Genomic DNA, 21658 nt, shown 5'->3' with positions numbered 1-21658 from the left:
TATGTTGAGACTAAATGTAGATGAATTGCAAGAACTACAGGCGATCTGTGAACAACATGATCAGATTGACCTAAAACTGAATTGGGATATGCTGCTTAATCCGGAGGAAGACAACAGCCTTCATCTAGTAGAATACCGGGAAGGACGGCTCATTGCCTTCCTAGGCAAGTATGTAATCGGCGGAAGTATGGAGATTTGCGGTATGGTTCATCCTGATTTTAGAAGACAAGGGATTTTTACAAGATTGCTGAAGAATGGAATCACTAGAGAAGAAGCGACCAAGTACTCATCCATCTTGCTGAATACGCTGGCGGCATCAGCCTCAGGCCAAGCCTTCCTGAAAACTGTCAGTTGCAGCTATTCTTTTACCGAATACCAAATGCAATATGTTGCGACAGAGAATAAGCTCAGCTCCGTGCGGCCGGGCATATCGCTACGTACGGCTACTCAGGAAGATGCGGTATTACTCAGCCAACTGGATGAGGATGGCTTCCAATGTAATTATGAACAGACACTGCAAGATTTTGAACGACTAAGCCCCAAGGATATGGCCGAGAACGAACTGATCATTGCAGATGGCCAGATCGTCGGCAAGATCCGCGTCTCAAGACTAGAGGAACGAAGCTGGGTCTATGGCTTTGTGATTCACTCCCGCTATAGAGGCGAAGGGATCGGACGAGCTGTCCTAGAGCAAGTTATCGCTCGGGAATACGCCGCCGGACACAGCATTTGGCTGGATGTTGCCATAGAGAACCCGGCTGCTATGAAGCTCTATGAGACAGCCGGGTTTCAGCTGCGCAGTGCGCAGGACTATTTGACTTATGTGTTTGCTTAAATAGCTCCAAATTGCGCTTGGTGTAGGCGGCTGTAATGGCCGCCTGCGGCCACCAGCTCCTGGTGGTGGCCCTGCTCCGATATACCTTCTCCCGTCACAACGACGATACGATCGGCATTCTTGATCGTTGCCAGTCGGTGTGCTATCACAAGTGTTGTTCTCCCCTCTGACAATTCTGCAAGAGACTGCTGGATCGCCAGCTCTGTTTCCGTATCCAGTGCCGAGGTGGCCTCATCCAGAATTAGAATCGGAGGATTCTTCAGGAACATACGGGCAATGGCAAGACGTTGCTTCTGTCCGCCAGACAGCTTGACTCCACGCTCCCCAATGACGGTATCCATCCCCTCGGGCTGTGATTCAATAAAATCTTCAAGTTGGGCGCGGCGTGCTGCTGTCCAAATCTCTTCATCGCTGGCTCCCAGTTTACCGTAAGCAATATTCTCGCGGATACTGCCGGAGAATAGATAGACATCTTGCTGCACAATCCCTATATTGCTTCGTAATGAGGATAAGGTAATATCTCGGATATCTGTCCCGTCAACTGTGATCCTGCCTCCATCCACCTCATAGAACCGCGGTAGCAGGCTGCACAACGTTGTTTTGCCTGCACCAGAGGGCCCAACAAAGGCGACCGTCTCCCCAGCGTGGATATTCAGATTAATGTGGTTCAACACTCGGTCTTTGCCGTCGTAACCAAAGCTCACGTTCTGGAAGGCGATATCCCCATTCAACTGCCCCGCATCCCAAGCGCCTACTCTATCCGCTACATCGGGTTCTGTATTCATAATCTCCATATAACGCTTGAATCCGGCTATTCCTTTCGGATAGCTCTCAATAATCGCATTTATCTTCTCAATCGGTCGTACGAAGACGTTAGCCAGAAGCAGAAAGCCGACGAATTCCCCATAGGATAGCTCGCCCTGGATCACGAACCATGTTCCGCAAATCATGACGAATAAAGAGACCAGTCTCATCAACATATAATTCACTGAGAAACTGCCGGCCATAATCTTGTAGGCGCGTAACTTCGTTCGGCGGTATAGCCCGTTGTTCTCAGCGAACAGCTTATTCTCATGCTCTTCATTGGCAAAAGCCTGTACAACACGAATCCCGCCGATGTTTTCTTCAACTCGAGAGTTGAAATCTGCAAGTGCCCCGAACAACCCACGGTAGGTCTTCGTCATTTGCCGATTGAAGTGCAGCGCAGCCCAGACGAGTACGGGCACAACTAAGAAGGTCAACACAGCCAACTTCCAATTGATCGAAAGCATGAGCATAAATGAACCGACCAGTGTCATACCTGCGATAAACACATCCTCTGGCCTGTGATGGGCGACCTCACCGATATTATCAAGATCATTTGACAAGCGTGACATTAAATGCCCGGTTTTGTTATCTTTTAATATGTGCAGAATACACTGCTATTTCGAATGTTTTTTTGAATAAAATGACGTGTATTGTAACAACAATTATAATTATTGTTTTTACGCAGACTTATTTTTACCCCAATTTGTCCCCAAGATGGAACGAGTATAGTAGCTCGCTTCATCTTTTTCTTTTTCACTATAACTTCCGTCATAATAACCTATCTTGTATGCCGTGATTAACGGTAATGAATTATCATTGTATATTTCTTCTAATTTATCAAATTCATCTATTAAATGAGTGGGGATATAGTTTCTTATTTTCATGAAAATCCTATTGAATTCCTCAACGCTTTCTTTATTTGTTGTTTCACAGACGATAGCTAATAATTCTTTGGATTTTTCATTTAGATTTAACATGTTGTACTTCCCCTCTTCCTGTATCATATCCAGAATAAAGTTCATAATATTTACTTTTAATTAATCCACATGGTACAATTTACCTTGCAACTTGTTAAACTTAGAAAGGTGAAGACATGGCAAATCTCCGAGAACCGGGGAAAAGCCTACTACCTGAACTCCTTTTAAGAAGAGGTATCACCGCGCGCGATCTATCCATAATGGTTGGTTGCACTGAAGCTCATATATCAAGAGTTATTAATGGCAAGAGTTTATTGTCGTACGACTTAGCCGCAAAAGTATCAGAAGTGCTTTGGTGCACTATGGAAGATCTGCACGAATGGAAATAAGTCCAGGTTAGGTGGAGAAATACTCCCTCCCCTGGCGAAAACTTAACTAATAATTAAGTCGTCATATTTATGTATAGAAAACAATCCCCTCCCAAATGGTGCTTATGGATAACTTTAGCACTTTGCAAAGTCGAATGCTGTCGATAAACGCCGATTAAAATAATTTAATGTAAGCGGTAATATCAATATTAACGAACGCTTGTTCTTATGAGTTGAATATATCACCAAACTATACATAACAAAGGTCACTTGGAGGACATTCAGAGGCCAAATAGAGGACAAATTAATTTGATTATATAGCTCGCTGGTAGTATTATAAGAACAAATGTTCTTGTAAAGGTGATAAAATGCCAATCGACCAGACTCCTACAGATATGCAATATGTAAAGATGTATTTACTGCTGCCGTTAGTACTCAGCGCGTTTGAACGCGATAAAAAGATAATTGAACAGAACCTAAAGACTCCTGGTCCATATATTAACTTTATAGATACTGCTATGGATCGTGTGATGGTTGATCTAAAAGAGGTACGCCGCAAGTTTAGACTGCTCGGGATAAAGGTATATGAAGAAACACGTACGCAAAGCGGCATAGACGCTCGTTATATGTGCCGGGATATCATCACTCATATAACATGCTATGGAGCCATATAGGGGCAGAATGCGGCGTATTAATGGAGAAGTATCTAGGGGGAGATATAAAGAAGTACGTTGACCCCACAGTGCCAGGATCAGAGCATGATTATGACTTGCATTTGAACGAATAAAAGCCAGCCGACCAATTAAGGTAAGCTGGCTTTTCTACCGATGCTTTCGGATTTGATCTGATTGTATCCTAATTCTTGGGAACACGCAAGTCAATCGCTAAAGTTCTCCAACCTTCGAATGTAAGTTTAGGATCTTTGATCTTACCTTTTAGATCAGCGCTCCCAAATTCATCAACAAACCATTTAGGAGCAGTAATAAGTTTATTTGCTTCTTCAATTGCTGCAACACGCTTTTCTAATGCTTCAAATTCAGCCTTTGTCACTTCATCACCACCGTTTTTTAATCTCTCATATTCATCTTTTAATGCTTTGATAAAGCCTTTATTGGCTGCTGCCTTTGTGTTGCCATCTCCCCAAAAATTTGTTCCCGGACATGTTTTACTTGACTTGTTTTTATCATAGTCACCAAGAAACGATCCTGACGGAGTATACCATGCATGGTAGACGATGTTATCTGTATTGATAGTGATATTGAGTTTATCAGATAGACAAGCGTATACATGTGTTACAGCCTGTTTCTGAGCACTTGTAATGGTATCGCCACCAATGTCAAAGTTACCTATAATCTCAATGCACAGCGCGCCTGTATTTGCCCCGGAGATCCCAGCAGGAACTTTATTTAAGTCCCGGTCTAAGCTTATTGCTATTTTACCATCCTCAAAGACCGTGATATTCTGCCCTGTTCCGCTCCACCCGTTAGCTAGGTGTGAGTTCCGTATACCTTCAAGGCATTTGAAATGATCTTGATTTAAGCGTGTAGAGTAATTTGGTAGCCATGTATGATGTACTTGTAATTTGGTGATAGATCGTGTGATCTTTTGGTTGGTAAGCCATGGCCTAAACTCGGATGTTTCCATCAAAATAAAATTACCTTTGGTGATCATTCATCCTCACCACTTTTCCTTGTCTGCTTAACCAACTGATTACCATATACAGCCACAGCGCCGCTCAGAATGCCTTGTAATACGCTTTGAGCAGTGAACCCGAGCAATACAACAGCAAAGACGATAGCGACCGCAGTAACGCCGTATATGATCGTCCAGTCAGGTACTTTAGGTGTCTGTTTAAGGACGTATCCAATGATCCAGCATGCCACAACAACAATCAACAATTCCGCGTTAATAAACTCTAATACCGCATTCCATTCCATTTCAACATCTCCTTATGGTTTAATGATAACCAATCCAACCAACCCAACCAACACCAATCCGATAACAGTTGTAGACACCCAAAAAATAATTTTATCGATACCATCAAGGCGCTTGTGTGCTGATTTTGACTTGTCTAGCGCTTCCTTTGCTATGTCATCTGACCTATCTAACTTATCAACAAGCTTATTAACGCTTGCCGCCATATCTGTAATTGCCTTGGTATTGTTTTCTTGCATAACTTCAAACCTTCCAACCTTTACGCTAATATCATTAAGAGCCGCTTGCTCCGATCCCATCCCATCACCTCCGGATATAAATAGCCCCCGGATAAGTTCCGAGGGCATAAAAAATACGCCTTATGCGGCGCTGTTGTTATTGCGCAGTATGGTCCTACTGTGTATGATCAGTTACTGTTGGTGTGTCTCCCCACATAAGCATGATAACGCCTTTATAAGGATCTTCGATTTCCTCTTCTATTTGGAGTCTTCCGACTATGCTATTAACATATGCCCTCCTAATTGGATCTCCTACAGGATACTCAACCCCGAAACTGATACATATGTCTGTCTTTTTACGCTTACATTATCCTGATTGAGCATATCTAGTGTAATCTTTTCTATCATGTCTTACCTCCTCAGTTTGTAAAATAAATAATAGTGCCAGATATAGATATGTTGGTTGGCATATTGGCTGTTGTCATCGGGCTGACTGATCCATCAACTCTCTTAATCCTCAGGGTTAAATATGATGATGTAACCATACCTTCGACCATCTCTAAGTTTGCATCTGTTGAAATAAAATGAAGGTTCTCACTGTAAACATAACCTCTGTCCTCTATAAATGGCAGACCATTCAAAACGACTTGACCACTAGCTGCGTTTAACCCGTTTATATCAATAAAGAATGACGCTACCACTTTTTTATTGAGTTTTTCATACTTTCCGTATTGCATAGTATGGCTGAGCGGATTGTTATTTATATCCCTTAAGATCGGGAGCCAAGTTCCAGTTTCAATTGATAGACCATGCACACCGCCGATATCGGTGACTTTATTATTTTTATGCAACGCATAATCAGCCAACTGTGCATCAAACGCATTCAGGCGTCCGCCCAAAACTGGGTAACTACTACGCGCATCAACAACCTCAGGACTACTATTGCCACTTTCTAAAATAAGTGTATCTATCCGCTGTTTTGTGATATCCAATCCTTGTTTTACGTTTTTAGCACCAGATACTTCTCCTTCGTATGCAATGTTCTGTGCCTCATGGGCTAAAGTTGATAATTTATGATTATCTATATCAGACTGAGCTTTGTTAACGTTTGATTTAATGGTGTCATTTTCAGCAGCTACATTATTTAAAGCAACGTTGATATTTTCAAAGTCTTCATTTACATGTACAGTTCCAGTCACTCCACCATATCTACTCAACGCCACGTGTACCAACTCCCTTCTTTTGCTGTTCTAAACTACCTAAACGACCCTGTATGGATTCAATTACCCCAAGCAAAATAGACTCTTCATAAAGCTTGTTATTGGCTATCATAGCGTCTATTACTTGGCATATTTCAGGTACAGGATTAAATGGATCAAGTTCACACTTCAATATTGCTTTGATTTGCGCCAATAGATTCACCTTCTTTCAGGTAATACAAAAAGGCCTCCATAATTTAGTGGAGACCATTGAAAAACAATCAACTATTTATTTTGTAGTAAAATCTTAACTTCACCATCTGTACTGAAGCTTAACTTTGTCAAATCAATATCTATCTCTAACTCTTTCCAGTCTTTCGGTAGTTCATAAACGAGACTTCCCTTTATTTTCTTCCCGGCAGCTAAAGATCCATCCATCGTTTTATCGTATCCTTTAATCGCATGTGCTGTAATGTCTTCGTTTATTGAGAATCCATCCTGGTAAGCTTCAAACATTAACATAGAACTAACTGTATAATCTTTTTTGGATATGTTTTCTATTACTAAGTTGACAGCTACAAATTTACTGCCTTCGCTAGGTGCTATAAACATATTATCGCTTTCTGGTTCGTCAACGCTGACAACAGATATTTTGAAATTCTTAGTTTCAATACCTTCACCAGCAGCAGTTATAGTTCTATTCTCTTCTTTTGCGTTTTTATCACTGTTATTTTTATCTTCTTTTTCAGTTTTCACTGACTCAATCTTTGTAGAATCATTGTTTTTTGATTCCTGCTTGTCTTGTTTGTTTTGTTCGCCTTGTTTTGATGCATTATCTAATTTTGTTGTAGGTTCAGCGTCTTTACTATCAATATTAGAACCGATTGCGCCGATTACAAGAACAATTATGAGCCATACCCACCAACGCTTATACCATTTCTTTTTTGCTTGTTCCAACTAAATTCTCCCCCTAATTACCTATTAATTCTAGTTGATAATACCATTTAGATGGATTCATTGGTAAGCATTTTTTGGAAAATATTTAATTTTTTTTTTAGTTCTGATAATTTAGCCTCGTATGACTCAATTGCATTTTGCGATCGCTCGATACGCGCTTTATATTCCTCTATCTTTTGTTTTTTCGATTCCTCCGACACATCAGTACGTCCTTGGGTATTTTGTATCATTAGCTCTATTGTTTCTATGGTTTCTTTCTCTCTAGTGATTGAATGATTAAGATCATCAATTATTTTAGAACCATCGTTTGTAGTTTGATCATTTGATTCCATTGCATTGCCCTCCTTTTGCATTGCCGCATTTGCTTCTGATAGAATGGTTTCAACTGATTTATCTGCCGTTACAGTCTTACTATCAGCCTTATAACCAACATCATAACCGAGTGCATTCAACACTGTTCTAACTGGAAGATACGTGCTTCCTTGGTATACTAATGGATCGGCATCAAGTTTCTTTTCTTCACCGTTCACAATGAATTTAATTCTTTGAATAGAAGCTTGTACATAATCTTGTACAGGGGAGGCAGTAACAGTGCTTGTCATTCCTATTACAACGCCAATACAAAGTGTTACAATGGTATAAATTGCTTTTTTCATAAGATGAACCTCCTGTTTTTTTCTACATTGTATAACAAAAATCAGGAAAAATCATCCTATACGCACTCCGTTAACGAACACACCACCAGGTGCGCTAATGCGTATTTCTCGTCCAGAAGTAATCAAACCATCCCTGTTAAACCATAACCCAGCATCCTCAGCCAGATCTTCTATCATGAACGTTAAGTGAGCACTTGAAACGCCAGAATAAACTTCAAGGTCTGACCATCCGGAATTCATCACAATTCCCTTGCTACTGCCAACACGGGTACTAATTGTCGAACCGGTAACAGTAACACCGTAGATGGATGTACCACTTATTTGTCCGCCAGTTATAATTGCAGCCGATATTGTCCCGCTGAATTCAGCGCCAACAGCCTTCATATGTCCTGCATTGTTAACGCTAAAAGCAGAACCTATTTGAATGCTTCCCCCAATAAAACTGCCACCTTCTATGGTTCCTGTAAATTTACCATCTACGCCTTCTAAGGTACCACTAAATTTAAATTTTCTGTTTGGAAGATCAAACCAAAGAGCCTTTTCATTATTAGCATAGAAAGTCAATTCATCAGAGTTAAATACTGCCTTAGATAGGTGGTCTTCACGTTCTATTATCAATCCTTCTGTTCTGGTTATGGTAGCGCCGTAATATTTTTTACCTTCTTTAACTGCTGTCTTATCAAGTTTATTAACTTGTTGTGTCAACGATCCTTCAACGACAAATTCACTTTGTTGCTCAGATATTGATGGCGAATCGATAGACATCTTCAAACCGCCTTTAAAGCTGAATGCTTGCTTCAAAATGACGGATTTGTATTTGACTATCCCATTCCATGGTATGTTGACTTGGTTCCACGGTATTTCTATATCAATCCACGCCGCACTTTCATCCTGCTCAAATCCGATTATGTCGCCATGTTCGAGTTGAGGAAAACCGCGCGCATCCATTGATAATGGAAGATATGCGAATCCTTTTAAACTTGCAAGAAGGTTATTAACCATCGTCTGTGTCATAAATGGGTTTTCAAGACTTAGTGTATGGTTTTCATCGCCTGAACCTGATTCATATGATAAGTCATCTTCTGTGTTGTAAGTTACCACCATGCGTGTGTATTGTTTAATTGGATTCGTTTGTTTAGCTCTAATGTAGTCAGATGGCGTCATTTCAAATACTGGCTCTGCAGATGTTGAAAACCGTTTGAATCTAATAACGCCATCTTTACCGACAATGACACTAGCCGCATTTGCTCCAGCGATATAAGCTAGCACTTGACGCATTGTATACCCGGCTGGACCGACTTGAATCATATACGATGAATTAATCACAACACTGCTGTCATATGTCCATCCTAACCGCCTCATTATTTCATCCCATACCGCTTTCATCGTTGCTGGATATGTCAGAGATGATATATAAGCAACGTCAGCGAAAACTAGCTTATCTAGGCACGTGAATGTCCATACGTTGTTGATTCGTTCTCGCTTATCTACAAAAAATTCACCCAATGGAAGCCAGTTTGTTCCGGATCCGTTCCACGGTACATCAACCTGATTCCACGGTATTTCTATCTGTTCCCAAGTGAGATTTGACGTGGATAACGCGATATATGGAATTACCTTCGAATTAGACTTGATTTCTTTTGTTGTTCTAATGTTTATGGTTAAAGTAGATGGTATGGCCGTGCCAATCTCAAAACCATCCGATGCGATACTATTATCGATCTTGAAATCTACAATTTGTCTATTGCCATACTCATCGCCGTCAATAACCGCTTTTACTTTGAATTCCCGATCCGGTTGTCGCAATAACTCAGCAAAAAAGGAGATATAGGATGCATGTTATTGTTCCGTTAGCGTGAATTTAAGATCTTTATACCAAAGCACGCCTTTCCTTTCGAATGCTACTGGTGCCGATCTGTCACCAACATACATCTTTCTAGTAATATATCCTCCAGCTTTAGGATCGGGAAAAGTAAAGTCGAAGAATACATTCTCCATCGCATCAAGTATCTGTTTAATTTGCACGCCAGTTAAAGCGTTCCAACCTATTTCTATTTGTCTGATGACCCGGACTCTATCGCGATTCAATTTACCATCCGATGTGCGGACAGATGAATCAGCATCGTCAAGGTCTAGTATGGTTACTTTGAATTCACTTGGAGAGGCCACAAGCGGTTTTCCATTTGCCTTTAATTGCATGATTCATTCCTCCTTACACTGGAAACGGCAAACCTCCTGTGCGTCTTTGGTGGTCTTTTATTCCGCCTACAGCAGCGTTATAAACATCATTCTGCGATACAGATACATTTATGTTCTGTCCGCTCTGTATGGCTCTTAGAATCGAATTTAGAACACCTAACATTTGTGGATCGCTATTACTGTTCATCATGTTCTCGAGTTGATTTAATGGGGCGATTACCTCTGGATTAGATGCCGCGCCGCGGTTATCACCGACCATAGCTAACGTAGGCCCGAAAGCAAGTCCACCTTTTGCAAGCTTAGGAATCCTAGGAATATCAAGCCCAAAACTTCCTCCACCTGCCCAATCTGGCAAATCAATTTTAAATTTATTTAGTCCGCCAATAAGAGTGTTAACAGCATCAACAATCAAATCTAAAGGAGCTTTTACAATGCCATAGAGTGTATCAAAAACACCTTTGAAGACGGTTTTAACACCTTCCCACGCTTTCTTCCAGTTGCCAGTAAACACGCCAGTGATAAAGTCTATGAGTCCGCCAAATGTCGTTTCCAGCCCCTTGATTATAGTACCAATCGAACTAAAAACACTTTTGAGAATGGTTTGGAAGTTGCCGAGCATAAACTCTGAAAATGGCTTCATGACATTCTGCCATACATAAGTTATTGCTTTTCCAAGTTCAACAAAAACAGGCCCGAAATTATCACTAATCCACGAACCGAGTGGTTTAAGTACGTTTTTCCACCAAACGCTGAATACATCAGATGCGCCTTGAATAATCTTCGAGAAAGTGTTGCCGATGAAATTACCAAATGGCACAAGAACCATATTCCACAGATCCTTAGCTACATCTGCCACAAACTTAAATGCCACGCCTAGAGCATCTTTAAGAACAGCGGCTAACGGTTTAATTACGCTATTGTTGAAGCTAGTCACAAAACCGCCGAACGGGACTAATATATTTTTCCATAACCATTCAGCGGCTTTAGATACACCATTCCAAGCGGCTACAAAGCCAGACGCCAACCATGATCCAAACGGATTTAAGACGTTATCCCACACGTAAAGCGCCGCGGCCTTTATGGAGTCAAGGTTGTTCTCTACCAACTTTAATGCCAATACTACAAGCCCGGCAGATCCTAACAGAGCTACACCGACAGCCTTCCATTTTGTGTCTAGCTCGTCCCACTTGAGATATAACAATGTGGCTAACGATACAATTACACCTATTGCGGCTGCGATTAAGTTTAACGGGGAAGCTAGTAATGCAATCTTCTTAAGCGCGTCCATTGCACCTTTGGCGACTGCTCCACCATTAGCAGCTAGCCACATTCCTGTAAAAGCAGCAGCCAGTCCAGCAAGAGCAGCAATAATATAATCTTTGTTTTGGACAATGAAGTTTTTCATTGTAGCAATTGCGTTCTTAACCTTCTCGGCCATTTCTTTGGCTTTTGAAGATACATTATCCATTGAATCAGTCAGGCCGCTGAACAATCCACTGTCTAGGTTCCCGGCTGCCGCACCAATACTATCAATCTTTTCGCCATCTTTAGTATTGGAACTACCACCTACAAGATTAAGTTGATCAAATCCGGCAACTGATTTTTGAGCCTTTTTTGCCTTTTTCGCTTTTTTTCCAACGTCGTCATAGGCAGAACCAAGATCCTCGACAGATCCTACCTGACTAGCAATCATTTTGTTATCCGTGTTAACAGATCCAAAGAATGCACTTATGAATGCTGAGGCAAACTGTGCCGCCCTTAAAAAAGCATTGGCAATGGCTTGGATGTATGGGAGTATTTTTTGTAAGATTGGCATTATCCCACTACCAATAGTCATTTTGATCGCGTCAAAGGTGTAACCTATTTGTTTCATTTGCCCTTGCGGTGTTTTTCCTAATTCGGCATTCATGTCGCCTATAGAGTCACGTATGATATCAGCAACGAGGGAAACGCGTTGTGCCTCTGTTCCGTACTTGAGAATTTTTTCTTGAGCCTTGTCGAAGTTATATCCATATCGTTTAAGCGCACCTGTCTGCCCGTCCAGTACCTTGCCGAGCATTGTGGCGATTTGCGTTGCTTGCTCCGCTGAAGCCGACATACCATATTGTTGGGCGATCATATCATTCATGGTTGGTAGGATCGCCTTTAGTCCGCTTGCGGTATCAAGATACGTTGCAAGTTCTTGTGCTGCCGCCGTCTGTGCTACAACGTCAACAACTCCTAGCCCCTCTTGAGCTGCTATTAACTGTTTAACAGATGCTATAGAATCATCTGTAGCATTCATTCTTGACTTCATAACTGTTGCTAGTTTGGCTTCGTTTATCGCCATTTCGTTATATGCTTTATAAGACTCTTTCCCGAAGTCGATAATCTTTTTAACTGCAAATACCCCAGCAAAAGCACCTGCTAACTTTTTCAGCGAACTACTCATACCGCTTTGGAAATTTTTCATATCCTGATTTGCGCGCTTCATTTCATTTCGCATACCAGAAAAATCAGCACCTGCCGAACCATTAGGTTTTTTACAACTGCCATTTATTCACCCCCTTGCATACAACAAAAAAAGCAGCGATTATTCATCGCTACTTCTAACCGTTCCGCCCATAGCGGCATTTAATTGTTTTACAACTTGAAGCATCTTTTCGTCAGTTTGCATATCCGGCTTATCTTCGCCAAGTATCTTCTTCAGGTCTGGCATTTTCTTGGCTCTTGCCAATCCTGCAGTAAGATAAGCGGCTGTAAGCCGTTCTTTATTTTCATAAGTCATACGTTCGTTATAAGCTTGTATGTGTAAATTAAGTTCATGTGGAGTAATCTCGTTATATTCACTGATACTTAGCTCAACTCTCAAAGCTAATTTCATTGATTCTTGCCAATTAAACTTTACACTTTCGCCGGAACCTTCTCCGGCTGATTCAAGTTTGGGTCTAATCCACCAAAAGCGACACTAAAAGCTTCGTTCATCTTTTCGATAATATGACCAAACGATGGTGCTTGATCCAATAAATCTTCCATATTCTCTAGCTTCAGCGTTTCACCATTAGCTTTAGCATCTGACAATAAACCGCAATAGAGATATTTTTCAATTTCCCCCAGGTCGATGTTGTCCATGTCGATGGAATCAATATCTTTTCCCGTCATGGCTAGTAATGTTTTCAAAGCCTTATGTCCATACCGCAATTCCCGCGGACGATCAAGGTCAATTAAAACTACATCGTTTTTATCTTTACTCATTCCTTATCCCTCCAAGTAAAATAGACCGGAGCATAACCCCGGCCTGATTTTTAATATTTATTATTGCGTAATTTTCAATTCAGGTTTTCCAGATACTTTGATAGTTATTTCAAAGCTAATGGCATCTTCCAGTTCTGCAGATGTATTATAAGCAGTAACAACACCTCTAAATACCCATTTTGCTTTCATTGCAGCAGGGAATTCAATTTCAAAATCTTCATCTGTACTATTTTCTAACGCTTCGTAAACAGCAGCTTGTCCTTCATTCTGGGGATTGAAAAAACCAGAAGCAGAAACTTCGCCGCCGTCCTTAAAACTACCAATAAACTCGCGGTATCCACCGTCACTATCGAGCGTTGTAACGTCAATTGTTTCCTGAGACATAGATGGTGACGATATGGATTTAAGTCCTCCTATAGCCACTGCTGATACGCCAGAACCTATCTTTAACTTAGTTCCTAATGCACGTTGTGTCAAATTAATCACTCCTTAAAATATGCTTTAAAATCAACTACACAGCGGTATAGAGAAACATTAGATTCGTATAATTCCACAGGTTTCTCATATGTCATTTCATCGATATACGGGCCGCCCGAGCCTATTACTCGCTGATTAAAGCTAATTAGTATGTCTATAACTTGTCTTGTTACTTGCTTCATCACTGCATACTTAGCGGCGATTATATTAATTTCACCTTCGACGGATTTATCTAATAGATATCCATCGGTTATTGTGTTTGTCCTTTGCCCTTCACTAGATCCGTAGATGATATATGGATTCGCTGTTTTTTCAGGAGCATTGAGAGGATAAACGCGATTTTGTACATCAGATATTGTTTTCAATTCCATTGTTAAAGCCGCTTCAAAGTCCACTCAATCACCCCTTTAATATCTTTTCAACAGCTACCTTTGCTGTATCTAGTACCTTTTTTTCAACAGCAACCTTATTGTCCTCAAGCGCATTGCGCATAAAGTGGTATCCAGGTACATAACCACCATCTACAGTTAAAAAACCATACTCCATGGATGCTGGATAATAGGATCTCTTGCCGTCAGCGCTTGTTTTTACAAAAATATCATTTTTCGCCGGGTCCATCATTACACCATATACAGCTTTTCCGACTTTAACCTTGCGTTCACGTTTTAATATAATGCCTTTTTTAAGATCTCCATCATCTTCTGGAGCGTCTTCTCTTGCTGCTTTGAGCGGTATTGTTGCTCCAGCTCTTGCTGCCTTTGTAGCCACTGTTTGCGGTACCTTCTCAAGCTGCTTAAACATAGATTCAAGCTCTTTCATCCCATCAATTCTAAAATCTGCCATCACTGACGCTCCTTGCACATCAACTGAAGTTCCTTTTTAGCAAACTGGGGATGTATGATATAGAGTATTTCGAATTCGTGTTCGCCATATTTAACCGTCATAGTACGATCAATTCCTGTACGATAACGAATGCGTATACGCGTTGTTACTTCGGCATTTTCCTGCATAGCCGCAATAAACTCCTTACCTTGCAGCGGTTCAATTGCCGCCCATACTTCGCATACATCAATAAGTTCATCTAATGGTTGTCCATATTCGTCTGTATCATCAGGACCAGGTGGTCTCAAGATAGTTACTCGCTTGTCCAACCTATCTACAAGAGATTTATCCATTAGGCATCACCGCCATAGGCATGTTGCAACTGGGTCATGATCGATTGGCAAGTAAACCTAACCTTATCTGATGGTTGCGCTCCAATTAATTCGCGGTTCTCATACCAGTCAGCGCACAAGACTAGGCAATATAGTTTAGCAAGTTGGTTTTCACTGTCAAAGATAGTATCAACAGCGTTATGAAGATATGTTTCTGAAGCTCCAATCAACATTTCGATAATCGTATCTTCGTCATCACCATCCACTCTAAGCCAAACCTTCGTTTCTTTAGGTGTTAGAATCGCCATCACTGTTCACGCCCCTCTTTTTACGTTGGCGCGGTTTATGTTCGTCTTCTGTCTGTTCCACAGTTAAGAAACCAGCCTTAACAAGATAGGACACTCTTTCTTTGTCTTCTTCCGGGTATTCATCTCCAGTCTTGTACCGTTTATAGTCATGGAACCGCTCTTTAAATTCCAGTATTACCTTTGCCAATGTATCACCTCCATACAGGAAAGAGGCCGATTTCTCGGCCCCTCAATTTGTTTATTAAGGTACAGGAGTAATATCTACTACACCCTTAACAACTGCTTCTTTATCGACTGTCTTAATGTCCAGGCGTTCGCGAACTTTAACTCCTGTCAAATCTTTACCCCACAAATCTCCTGCTTCAGTAGAAAATTCGATAGAAAGTGTCTCGCGATCAAAGAGAGTAATAGCTTCTTTGAAATCACCCATATAGAAAGGTACATTTTTGCTTGTAGTTGGTAAAACTTTATTTGTAACAACGGTTACTGGGTAACTACCAAACAACAGTTTTTTAGTTGCATTAGTCGGATCTGGTTGCAATACATATTTACCGTCAATGTCTTTCAGCTTGTCCAACCAGTTGAAACCATCTTGGTTGGTTAGTACCCGGGAAGAAATTGCAATTGCAGGATCAAGAGATACATTGAACACATCTTTAAAATCATCCAACGTCTTCAATTCCTTCGTCTTAGCTCCACCAAAGCTAGAGTCTAATTGACCTAGAATCAAGAAATTGCGTGTTACTTTCGACTTTTTAGCGATCCAACGTCTTAAGTATCCAATGATATTTTCTGCGGTATCCTGCAACAATTCTCTTGTTACCTTGAGAATGCCGCCTTTCTTTTTCACCTTGTAAGTGATATTTTCGAATTGCGGTGTTTCAACGTCTGGAAACTCTGCCGCTTCGTCCACGTTGTCAAATGGAACTTGATCAGCATTGACTTCAATAACTCTCGATCCGCTGAGAGTTGAGACTGGTTCCACATTCACAAGCGTTTCAAGCGCATCTTCTGATCTGCGCAACTCCATAATTTGTGTGCGGATATCCTGAGGTACTGTAATACCACCATCAGAAACACCACCTACCGGATCGGCTTCAGTCATCATGTTATAGATTTTCACATCTTCTTCATTTGCTGTCTTTTTAAGCACAGCCGATTTGAAGATGTTCACGAATGCATTCAATCCTTTTTTCGCATCGACAATTGGTTGTTTTTCTACCTTATCTTCAATATCTTCTTTCTCCTGATCATACAGATCTTTTGCAATGTCGAATTCCTCTTGCAAGTTCTTAATTTCATTAAGCAGCGTTCTTGCTTCTTCCTTTTTCCCTTGGTTTAGAAACTCCCGAGCCTCTGCCTTTTTGTTTTCAATTTTCTCCAACATGTCTCTCAACTTCTTATTCATATACACTTTCATCCTTTCTAAATTAGGCTTATTTCAAGTTCTAAATCTTCGTTATCTTCCGGTTTAAATAGGTTAATTGCATGTTCTACTGACTGTCTTGCATTGCTGACCACCGATAGGCGATTCAGAGAAATTCCGCTTAGATTTTCAACATTTAGCGGTTGATCTTGATAAAGTACACCGTCAACGAATTTGTTTTTCAATGCAGTATTAGCGGACATATAAAATTCTTCGTCCATCAATGCAGAAACTTCTTCTCTTGATTTTCCTGTTTTGAGGACATATGCATTAATGATCGAATCTTTAACTTCGTCCAAGATATCAGCAACTTTTCGCAAGTTATGCATGTCACCATAAACGCCTGTAAGCGGGTTATGGATCATCATTACAGCCACAGGACTCATGAGTACTTCATCACCAGCCATAGCGATTACAGATGCTGCGCTCATAGCCTTACCATCGACTTTCACAGTGACCTTGCCCTTATGTTCCTTAAGAGCGTTATAAATGCTTGCTCCTGCAAACACGCTACCACCATAACTATCAATCCATACAGTTAAATCTTTTCCCTTGTAATTTGATAGTTCTTCTCTAAACAAATTAGGGGCTGCCGCCGGCTCTCCAAACCATTCATAGATCCAAACATCGCTATCATCAACGATGTCGCCCTCTATTCGTAACTCAATGCTTTCTGGTTCTGTTTCAGTTGCTTTGTTTTCTATAAAACTCCAGAACTTCACTCTTCCTCACCTCCCTTCCCTGCTGATTTGCTATATTGCTCGCCAACCTTTGATATCTGGATGTAGTTGCCGTTAGCATACAAAGTATCTCCGCCATCTTCAGAAGGCAGGTCAAGGTATCCTCTCGCTTCGTTCGGAGTATAAATCATGTTGTTTACTCCTTTGGATAGCGCTTCGATTTGCGACTTGATATCTGCACGCAAAATAACGTTGACATTGAATTTCCAAAAGTAACCATCTTTGATGAGTTTTGTACTAAGCACCTTATAGGTGATTTCTTCCTCGTATTGCTTCACGATGAACAAAAGCGTGTCAACATAAAAAGCCAAGTTCTGAGCCTCGGCAGAGGCATAACTTGACTTCTCATAATCGTTTATTTGGTTTGGTTTTATTCCAAAACCAGCAGCAATTTGCAAGGCAGAATATTTTTTAAGTTCGAAGAACTGACTATCTGTAAGTTTGATATCAAGCGGAACAAGCTTCATACCAAGCGGTACAGGAATTATTTTCCCAGCGTTCTTAGACCCATTAGAGAAGTCTTCAAACCCTTTCACAAGCCTTTCCTTTGCCCCTTTGTCGAGATCCCCTGTGTACTCAAGTACGGCTTTGCCTGTAAGTCCCGTCTTATAGAGGTTGTTCATAAACTCTTGACTCTCTAACGCCCCATCTACGGTGTATTTGAGCATCTCGCTGACAGGCAATCCAGTGATACCATCAAAAGTCATTGATGTTTTGAAATGCAGAACATCGTCATGAGGGAAAACGTGTTGTTTCCCACTACGCTTGTCAGAATACCTGTACCACAGCTTATCTTCTTTGCCGAAAATGCCAGCATCATCATAAATGATTGATACATCATCACTTGGCATTATCCATAAATCTTTCAGTTTGGCGCCTTGATACCTTTTCCAAACATAAGCATTTCCATAGTGATTCCTGTTCATTTCGACAGTAGACCAGAATATTGAACTCGTCATATATGGGTTTGGTCTAAGCTTTAACAATCCGTATAGGTCATCCTTATCACTCGTAACGATACCTTTGCTTGTTTTCTGTAGCATGTGTAACGGAAGTTTACCCATGCTTTCAGCGAGAATTTTCAAACACGCAAAGTAAGTAGCTTCTGAAAGTTTATTTTTGGAATACTTTCCCTTAATGCCTAGCCATTCTAGTAATTTTTCGCTATTCAGATCAGCATATTCTCCATCATCGCTATCATCAGCTTGATTTTTCGGACTCTTAAACCACGAAAACAGTCTCAATCTATCACCCCCTTACCATCCCATCATGTCTAAGTAGTCATTAGTCGCTTGTGTTATATCAATAGTTGTTTCAACCATGCTTAAAGTAAGTTTATGAGCATCGATAATGGCGTCAACAGGGTCAATCCTTTTACCCGGTTCACCTTTGACTATCTTGATTTCACCAAAGCTATTACTCTCAGTTTTGGCATTCGCAACACTCCACGACAAAAGTTTCTCACCTTTGTTGTAAATAACATTGCCCGCCTCGACTTCAAGCTTAAAATCAACCGTAGCATCGTTTAAACTACGAGCGCTTTGTCTTATCTCCACACAATCAACGCCAAAAGTTTCATCGAGATCACTTAAAAAAGCATCCGCATTATGAGGGTCATAAGCAATTCCTTTTAACTGTAAGTCATATTTATCTATAAGCTCTTTATAATAGCTTAGAATATACTTGTAATCAGTTTTAACGCCGCCTAATGTTTGTGTTGGCGTCAGTAATCCTGCTTTGATCCACATGTCATACGGAGCATGGTCTGTCTTGACGTGTTCAGCAACACGTTTCGCCGGGATAAAGCTATGCGAATGGACAAAGTATTTCCTCTCTCCATCAATATTCAACGGAAACTCTAACACGCCTGATGTAAGGTCGCCGCCACTAGAAAGGTCAAGTCCTAAGTAACATTCACCGCCGCGAACGTCTTCAATGGTCATATCAGATTCGCAATTTTTCCAGTGTTCTAGGTTCATGTATTGATTGTCCGCGAATTGCACCCACTCGTTTAATGACTTTGTATAGAAGTTTCTTAATTCCTCGCCTTGCATCTCTTTCGCCTTTATAGCAGCAGAACGAAGACTAATTAGCGTTTGATCCGTCCACAACGGGTTGGCCTTGCCCCAATTCTTTTCATCCCAAACATCATCATTACGATCAAGCTCAGAAATATAAACGAACTGAGTTTCATCATCAATAACTCCAGCGAGTATCTTTTTACAATATTGATATAAATCATAACAAGGTCCATTAAGATCGAATCCAGCAGTTGTAATGACAGATATTAAACATTGTTTTAGTTTTGTAGTGCCATCAACAAGTAATTTATACATCTGATTTGTTTTGTGTTTATGATACTCATCAACACTCCCGAAGTATGGCCTGAAACCATCTATACTCTCTGTATCACGTCCAAGAGCTACAATTTCACCATTTGTCAAATTACATAATATTTTATTTACGTACTCTTTTATAGTGAATAGACCAGCTTCATATTTTGTTCCTGATAACTCTGGATCAGCGTTGATGAACTTAACACACTCTTTTGCAACTATCCAAGCTTGAGCCTGTTTTGTAGCAGTAGCATAAATCTGAGGGTACATGTATCCGTCAAAATTACCATAAAAAAGAGAAGGCACCGCATTACCGAGTGACTTCCCGTTTTGTCTTGCTACTTGTACGTATGATGTTCTAAAGCGTCTGTATCCGTTTAACGTTCTCCACCCGTGCCAAGAACCGAAGATGAAGTCTTGAAATCCCCATAGTTTAAGTGGCTCCGGTTCTTCACCTTCCGCCAAAGTGAGCGTTTCAGCGAACTCTATAAGCTCATATGCTGCGCTCGGATCCCACACATAGGGAAAATCGTCTGTTCCTTGCCTCTCCAGGTCATTAAGATGCCTTTGACATGCTTGTATTTCCGTTTGCCCAACCGCTCTATCAAGTTCTCCATTAACTACCGCAAGAGCATATCTTGTCGTGCGGTCATTTTCAGCCAGCACATTAAGAGGATAATTCATCCTCCGCGCCCTCCGCTGAATTTACCGAATTTACTTTGTGGCTTGTCTTTCTCCTTCGGTTTAGGTATGTTCTTTACCTTGGCAAGAGGATTCAAGAACAAGCGATCCTGCATTTTGATAAGCATGTCCATCTTTTTGTTGATGGCGGTCTCAATCTTTAGAACACCATCCAATGAGGCTAGTTGAGAGATATATTTCATGGCCCTCAATCCGTACTCATTAACGTCCTGTTCATTGGCTTCGGCTTGAGCTTGCAAATTATCAAAATATTGTTCGAAAACATAGTCATCGATAGCTATATTCTCTATTTTTTGGTACTGTTTTAGCAGTTTTTCATATTCTGAATAGGTCCGACAGTACAAAGCTAACAGGTTTACATCAGATGTGGTTAATAAGTCAATACCTTGCTTTGCAGCATCTTTGTATTCCTTCATAAGTTGCTTCCAATACGAGTATGCAACTGTGTCATCCCTTACGAATGACGGTGGTTTTACACGATCAAGTTCGATTTTACCAAGCTTAACTTCATTATCCGCTCTTGCTGCCAATTCTTCCTTTGTAAGTCTATTTGGATTACCCTGCGCAAGATGCAGGGACACTGGTTTAGCGTTTCTTCCCACAGGGATCACCTCCTAAAGTTTCAAAAAACGAATTTTCACGCAAAAAAAGGGGAGACGCGGTCTTCGGGTTTGTCATTGAAAACTTTTTGACCCACCCCCTCCATATCTATAGAGTGTCCGACAAAATAACATCGTCGTCTTTAACGATTAATATCCCATGACCATAATAACCATTATGTCCGTTGTATACTGCTAGTTGAAACACTCCTGAGTCCGTATGAAAATCAACAAACTGGATTCCGCCAGCTTCTTTATAGTATCCACTATAATCAACTCTCTTTTGGTTTAATGCTATATCTGTTAAGTTAACCTCAGTGAGTGTTGATCCAATATATTTATTTAAATCATCTTCGCTGGATAGATATCCCCATGACTCACTACAACACTGACCATTATCAATCAGCACGTATAGCGTGTGGTTGTCAGTATCCACTTTGTATCCATCCATAAATGAATCAGAAAAGAACAATTGATTGAGCATTTGCTTTACTCCTAATCGTCCTCCAGTTCCACTACCCGGAGCTATCGAAGTCACTTGTAAATCATGTACTTCCTCTATGCTTTTGATAACTCCCAACATTTGCTCTT

The 21658-nt window shown here is 40.8% G+C and carries 28 protein-coding genes and 1 pseudogene; 3 read left to right on the top strand and 26 right to left on the bottom strand.

What is annotated here, in order from left to right; all coding sequences use genetic code 11:
• Position 1 precedes the first annotated feature (1 nt).
• The gene (locus RE628_RS11575) at positions 2-835 is read left to right on the top strand and encodes a GNAT family N-acetyltransferase (protein ID WP_309158827.1); all 834 of its coding nucleotides are present in this window, start codon (positions 2-4) and stop codon (positions 833-835) included.
• On the opposite strand, the pseudogene RE628_RS11570 reads toward RE628_RS11575, so the two are convergent.
• Positions 832-2232 (bottom strand): annotated as a pseudogene (locus RE628_RS11570) (ABC transporter ATP-binding protein); the annotation flags it as partial. The gene RE628_RS11575 and the pseudogene RE628_RS11570 sit on opposite strands and share 4 nt — an antisense overlap.
• 87 nt (positions 2233-2319) lie before the next feature.
• Positions 2320-2619, bottom strand: a complete 300-nt coding sequence (locus tag RE628_RS11565; RefSeq protein WP_309158826.1) for a hypothetical protein — start codon at positions 2617-2619, stop codon at positions 2320-2322.
• Positions 2620-2735: 116 nt separating this feature from the next.
• On the opposite strand from RE628_RS11565, the gene RE628_RS29600 reads away from it, so the two are divergent.
• A complete protein-coding gene (locus RE628_RS29600) occupies positions 2736-2948 on the top strand; it encodes a helix-turn-helix transcriptional regulator (protein ID WP_375143070.1) in 213 nt (70 codons plus the stop codon).
• Positions 2949-3295: 347 nt separating this feature from the next.
• Positions 3296-3601, top strand: coding sequence for a YhjD family protein (locus tag RE628_RS11560; protein WP_309158825.1), 306 nt, complete (start codon positions 3296-3298; stop codon positions 3599-3601).
• Positions 3602-3782: 181 nt separating this feature from the next.
• Here RE628_RS11560 and RE628_RS11555 read toward each other — a convergent pair whose 3' ends face one another.
• The 24 genes from RE628_RS11555 to RE628_RS11440 form a co-directional block, all read right to left on the bottom strand.
• Positions 3783-4598, bottom strand: coding sequence for a peptidoglycan recognition protein family protein (locus RE628_RS11555; RefSeq protein ID WP_309158824.1), 816 nt, complete (start codon positions 4596-4598; stop codon positions 3783-3785).
• On the bottom strand, positions 4595-4864 hold the full coding sequence (locus RE628_RS11550) for a phage holin family protein (RefSeq protein WP_309158823.1): 270 nt from the start codon (positions 4862-4864) through the stop codon (positions 4595-4597). The genes RE628_RS11555 and RE628_RS11550 overlap by 4 nt, the downstream gene beginning before the upstream one ends.
• 12 nt (positions 4865-4876) lie before the next feature.
• Positions 4877-5161 (bottom strand): hypothetical protein, encoded by a 285-nt coding sequence (locus tag RE628_RS11545; RefSeq protein WP_309158822.1) that lies wholly within the window; start codon positions 5159-5161, stop codon positions 4877-4879.
• A 338-nt stretch (positions 5162-5499) separates the two neighbouring features.
• Positions 5500-6303 (bottom strand): hypothetical protein, encoded by an 804-nt coding sequence (locus tag RE628_RS11540; protein WP_309158821.1) that lies wholly within the window; start codon positions 6301-6303, stop codon positions 5500-5502.
• Complete coding sequence (locus tag RE628_RS11535; RefSeq protein WP_309158820.1) at positions 6290-6493, bottom strand: hypothetical protein; 204 nt, start codon at positions 6491-6493, stop codon at positions 6290-6292. Before RE628_RS11535 ends, RE628_RS11540 begins: the two co-directional genes overlap by 14 nt.
• A 71-nt stretch (positions 6494-6564) precedes the next feature.
• A complete protein-coding gene (locus RE628_RS11530) occupies positions 6565-7236 on the bottom strand; it encodes a DUF4352 domain-containing protein (protein ID WP_309158819.1) in 672 nt (223 codons plus the stop codon).
• 47 nt (positions 7237-7283) lie between these two features.
• Positions 7284-7892 (bottom strand): stalk domain-containing protein, encoded by a 609-nt coding sequence (locus RE628_RS11525; RefSeq protein ID WP_309158818.1) that lies wholly within the window; start codon positions 7890-7892, stop codon positions 7284-7286.
• Between the two features lie 51 nt (positions 7893-7943).
• The gene (locus tag RE628_RS11520; RefSeq protein WP_309158817.1) at positions 7944-9698 is read right to left on the bottom strand and encodes a hypothetical protein; all 1755 of its coding nucleotides are present in this window, start codon (positions 9696-9698) and stop codon (positions 7944-7946) included.
• Between the two features lie 33 nt (positions 9699-9731).
• Positions 9732-10091: a DUF6711 family protein gene (locus tag RE628_RS11515; protein ID WP_309158816.1), complete on the bottom strand. Its 360-nt coding sequence runs from the start codon at positions 10089-10091 to the stop codon at positions 9732-9734.
• Between the two features lie 13 nt (positions 10092-10104).
• Positions 10105-12564 (bottom strand): phage tail protein, encoded by a 2460-nt coding sequence (locus tag RE628_RS11510; protein ID WP_309158815.1) that lies wholly within the window; start codon positions 12562-12564, stop codon positions 10105-10107.
• A 99-nt stretch (positions 12565-12663) separates the two neighbouring features.
• Entirely contained in the window at positions 12664-12954 is a 291-nt protein-coding gene (locus tag RE628_RS11505; protein WP_309158814.1) for a hypothetical protein, read from the bottom strand.
• Between the two features lie 20 nt (positions 12955-12974).
• Positions 12975-13325: a hypothetical protein gene (locus RE628_RS11500; protein ID WP_309158813.1), complete on the bottom strand. Its 351-nt coding sequence runs from the start codon at positions 13323-13325 to the stop codon at positions 12975-12977.
• A 60-nt stretch (positions 13326-13385) separates the two neighbouring features.
• Complete coding sequence (locus RE628_RS11495; RefSeq protein WP_309158812.1) at positions 13386-13802, bottom strand: phage tail tube protein; 417 nt, start codon at positions 13800-13802, stop codon at positions 13386-13388.
• Positions 13803-13807: 5 nt separating this feature from the next.
• Complete coding sequence (locus RE628_RS11490) at positions 13808-14197, bottom strand: tail completion protein gp17 (protein ID WP_309158811.1); 390 nt, start codon at positions 14195-14197, stop codon at positions 13808-13810.
• Positions 14198-14201: 4 nt separating this feature from the next.
• Positions 14202-14645: an HK97 gp10 family phage protein gene (locus RE628_RS11485; RefSeq protein ID WP_309158810.1), complete on the bottom strand. Its 444-nt coding sequence runs from the start codon at positions 14643-14645 to the stop codon at positions 14202-14204.
• Positions 14645-14977: a phage head closure protein gene (locus tag RE628_RS11480; RefSeq protein WP_309158809.1), complete on the bottom strand. Its 333-nt coding sequence runs from the start codon at positions 14975-14977 to the stop codon at positions 14645-14647. Before RE628_RS11480 ends, RE628_RS11485 begins: the two co-directional genes overlap by 1 nt.
• Positions 14977-15264 (bottom strand): head-tail connector protein, encoded by a 288-nt coding sequence (locus RE628_RS11475; protein WP_309159447.1) that lies wholly within the window; start codon positions 15262-15264, stop codon positions 14977-14979. The genes RE628_RS11480 and RE628_RS11475 overlap by 1 nt, the downstream gene beginning before the upstream one ends.
• Positions 15245-15451: a hypothetical protein gene (locus RE628_RS11470; protein WP_309158808.1), complete on the bottom strand. Its 207-nt coding sequence runs from the start codon at positions 15449-15451 to the stop codon at positions 15245-15247. Before RE628_RS11470 ends, RE628_RS11475 begins: the two co-directional genes overlap by 20 nt.
• A gap of 54 nt (positions 15452-15505) precedes the next feature.
• The gene (locus RE628_RS11465; RefSeq protein WP_309158807.1) at positions 15506-16672 is read right to left on the bottom strand and encodes a phage major capsid protein; all 1167 of its coding nucleotides are present in this window, start codon (positions 16670-16672) and stop codon (positions 15506-15508) included.
• 17 nt (positions 16673-16689) lie between these two features.
• Positions 16690-17412 (bottom strand): head maturation protease, ClpP-related, encoded by a 723-nt coding sequence (locus RE628_RS11460; RefSeq protein WP_309158806.1) that lies wholly within the window; start codon positions 17410-17412, stop codon positions 16690-16692.
• Positions 17409-18602: a phage portal protein gene (locus RE628_RS11455; RefSeq protein ID WP_309159446.1), complete on the bottom strand. Its 1194-nt coding sequence runs from the start codon at positions 18600-18602 to the stop codon at positions 17409-17411. Before RE628_RS11455 ends, RE628_RS11460 begins: the two co-directional genes overlap by 4 nt.
• Before the next feature lie 84 nt (positions 18603-18686).
• Positions 18687-20450: a terminase large subunit gene (locus tag RE628_RS11450; RefSeq protein WP_309158805.1), complete on the bottom strand. Its 1764-nt coding sequence runs from the start codon at positions 20448-20450 to the stop codon at positions 18687-18689.
• Positions 20447-21070, bottom strand: coding sequence for a P27 family phage terminase small subunit (locus RE628_RS11445; protein ID WP_309158804.1), 624 nt, complete (start codon positions 21068-21070; stop codon positions 20447-20449). Before RE628_RS11445 ends, RE628_RS11450 begins: the two co-directional genes overlap by 4 nt.
• A 106-nt stretch (positions 21071-21176) precedes the next feature.
• On the bottom strand, positions 21177-21650 hold the full coding sequence (locus RE628_RS11440; protein WP_309158803.1) for a DUF7448 domain-containing protein: 474 nt from the start codon (positions 21648-21650) through the stop codon (positions 21177-21179).
• Positions 21651-21658 lie beyond the last annotated feature (8 nt).

The sequence above is a fragment of the Paenibacillus sp. D2_2 genome, from assembly GCF_031199965.1.
In the GTDB taxonomy this organism is placed as follows: Bacteria; Bacillota; Bacilli; order Paenibacillales; family Paenibacillaceae; genus Fontibacillus.
Note: the sequence above shows the minus strand (reverse complement) of the source record. Positions and strands in the feature narration are given on the sequence as shown.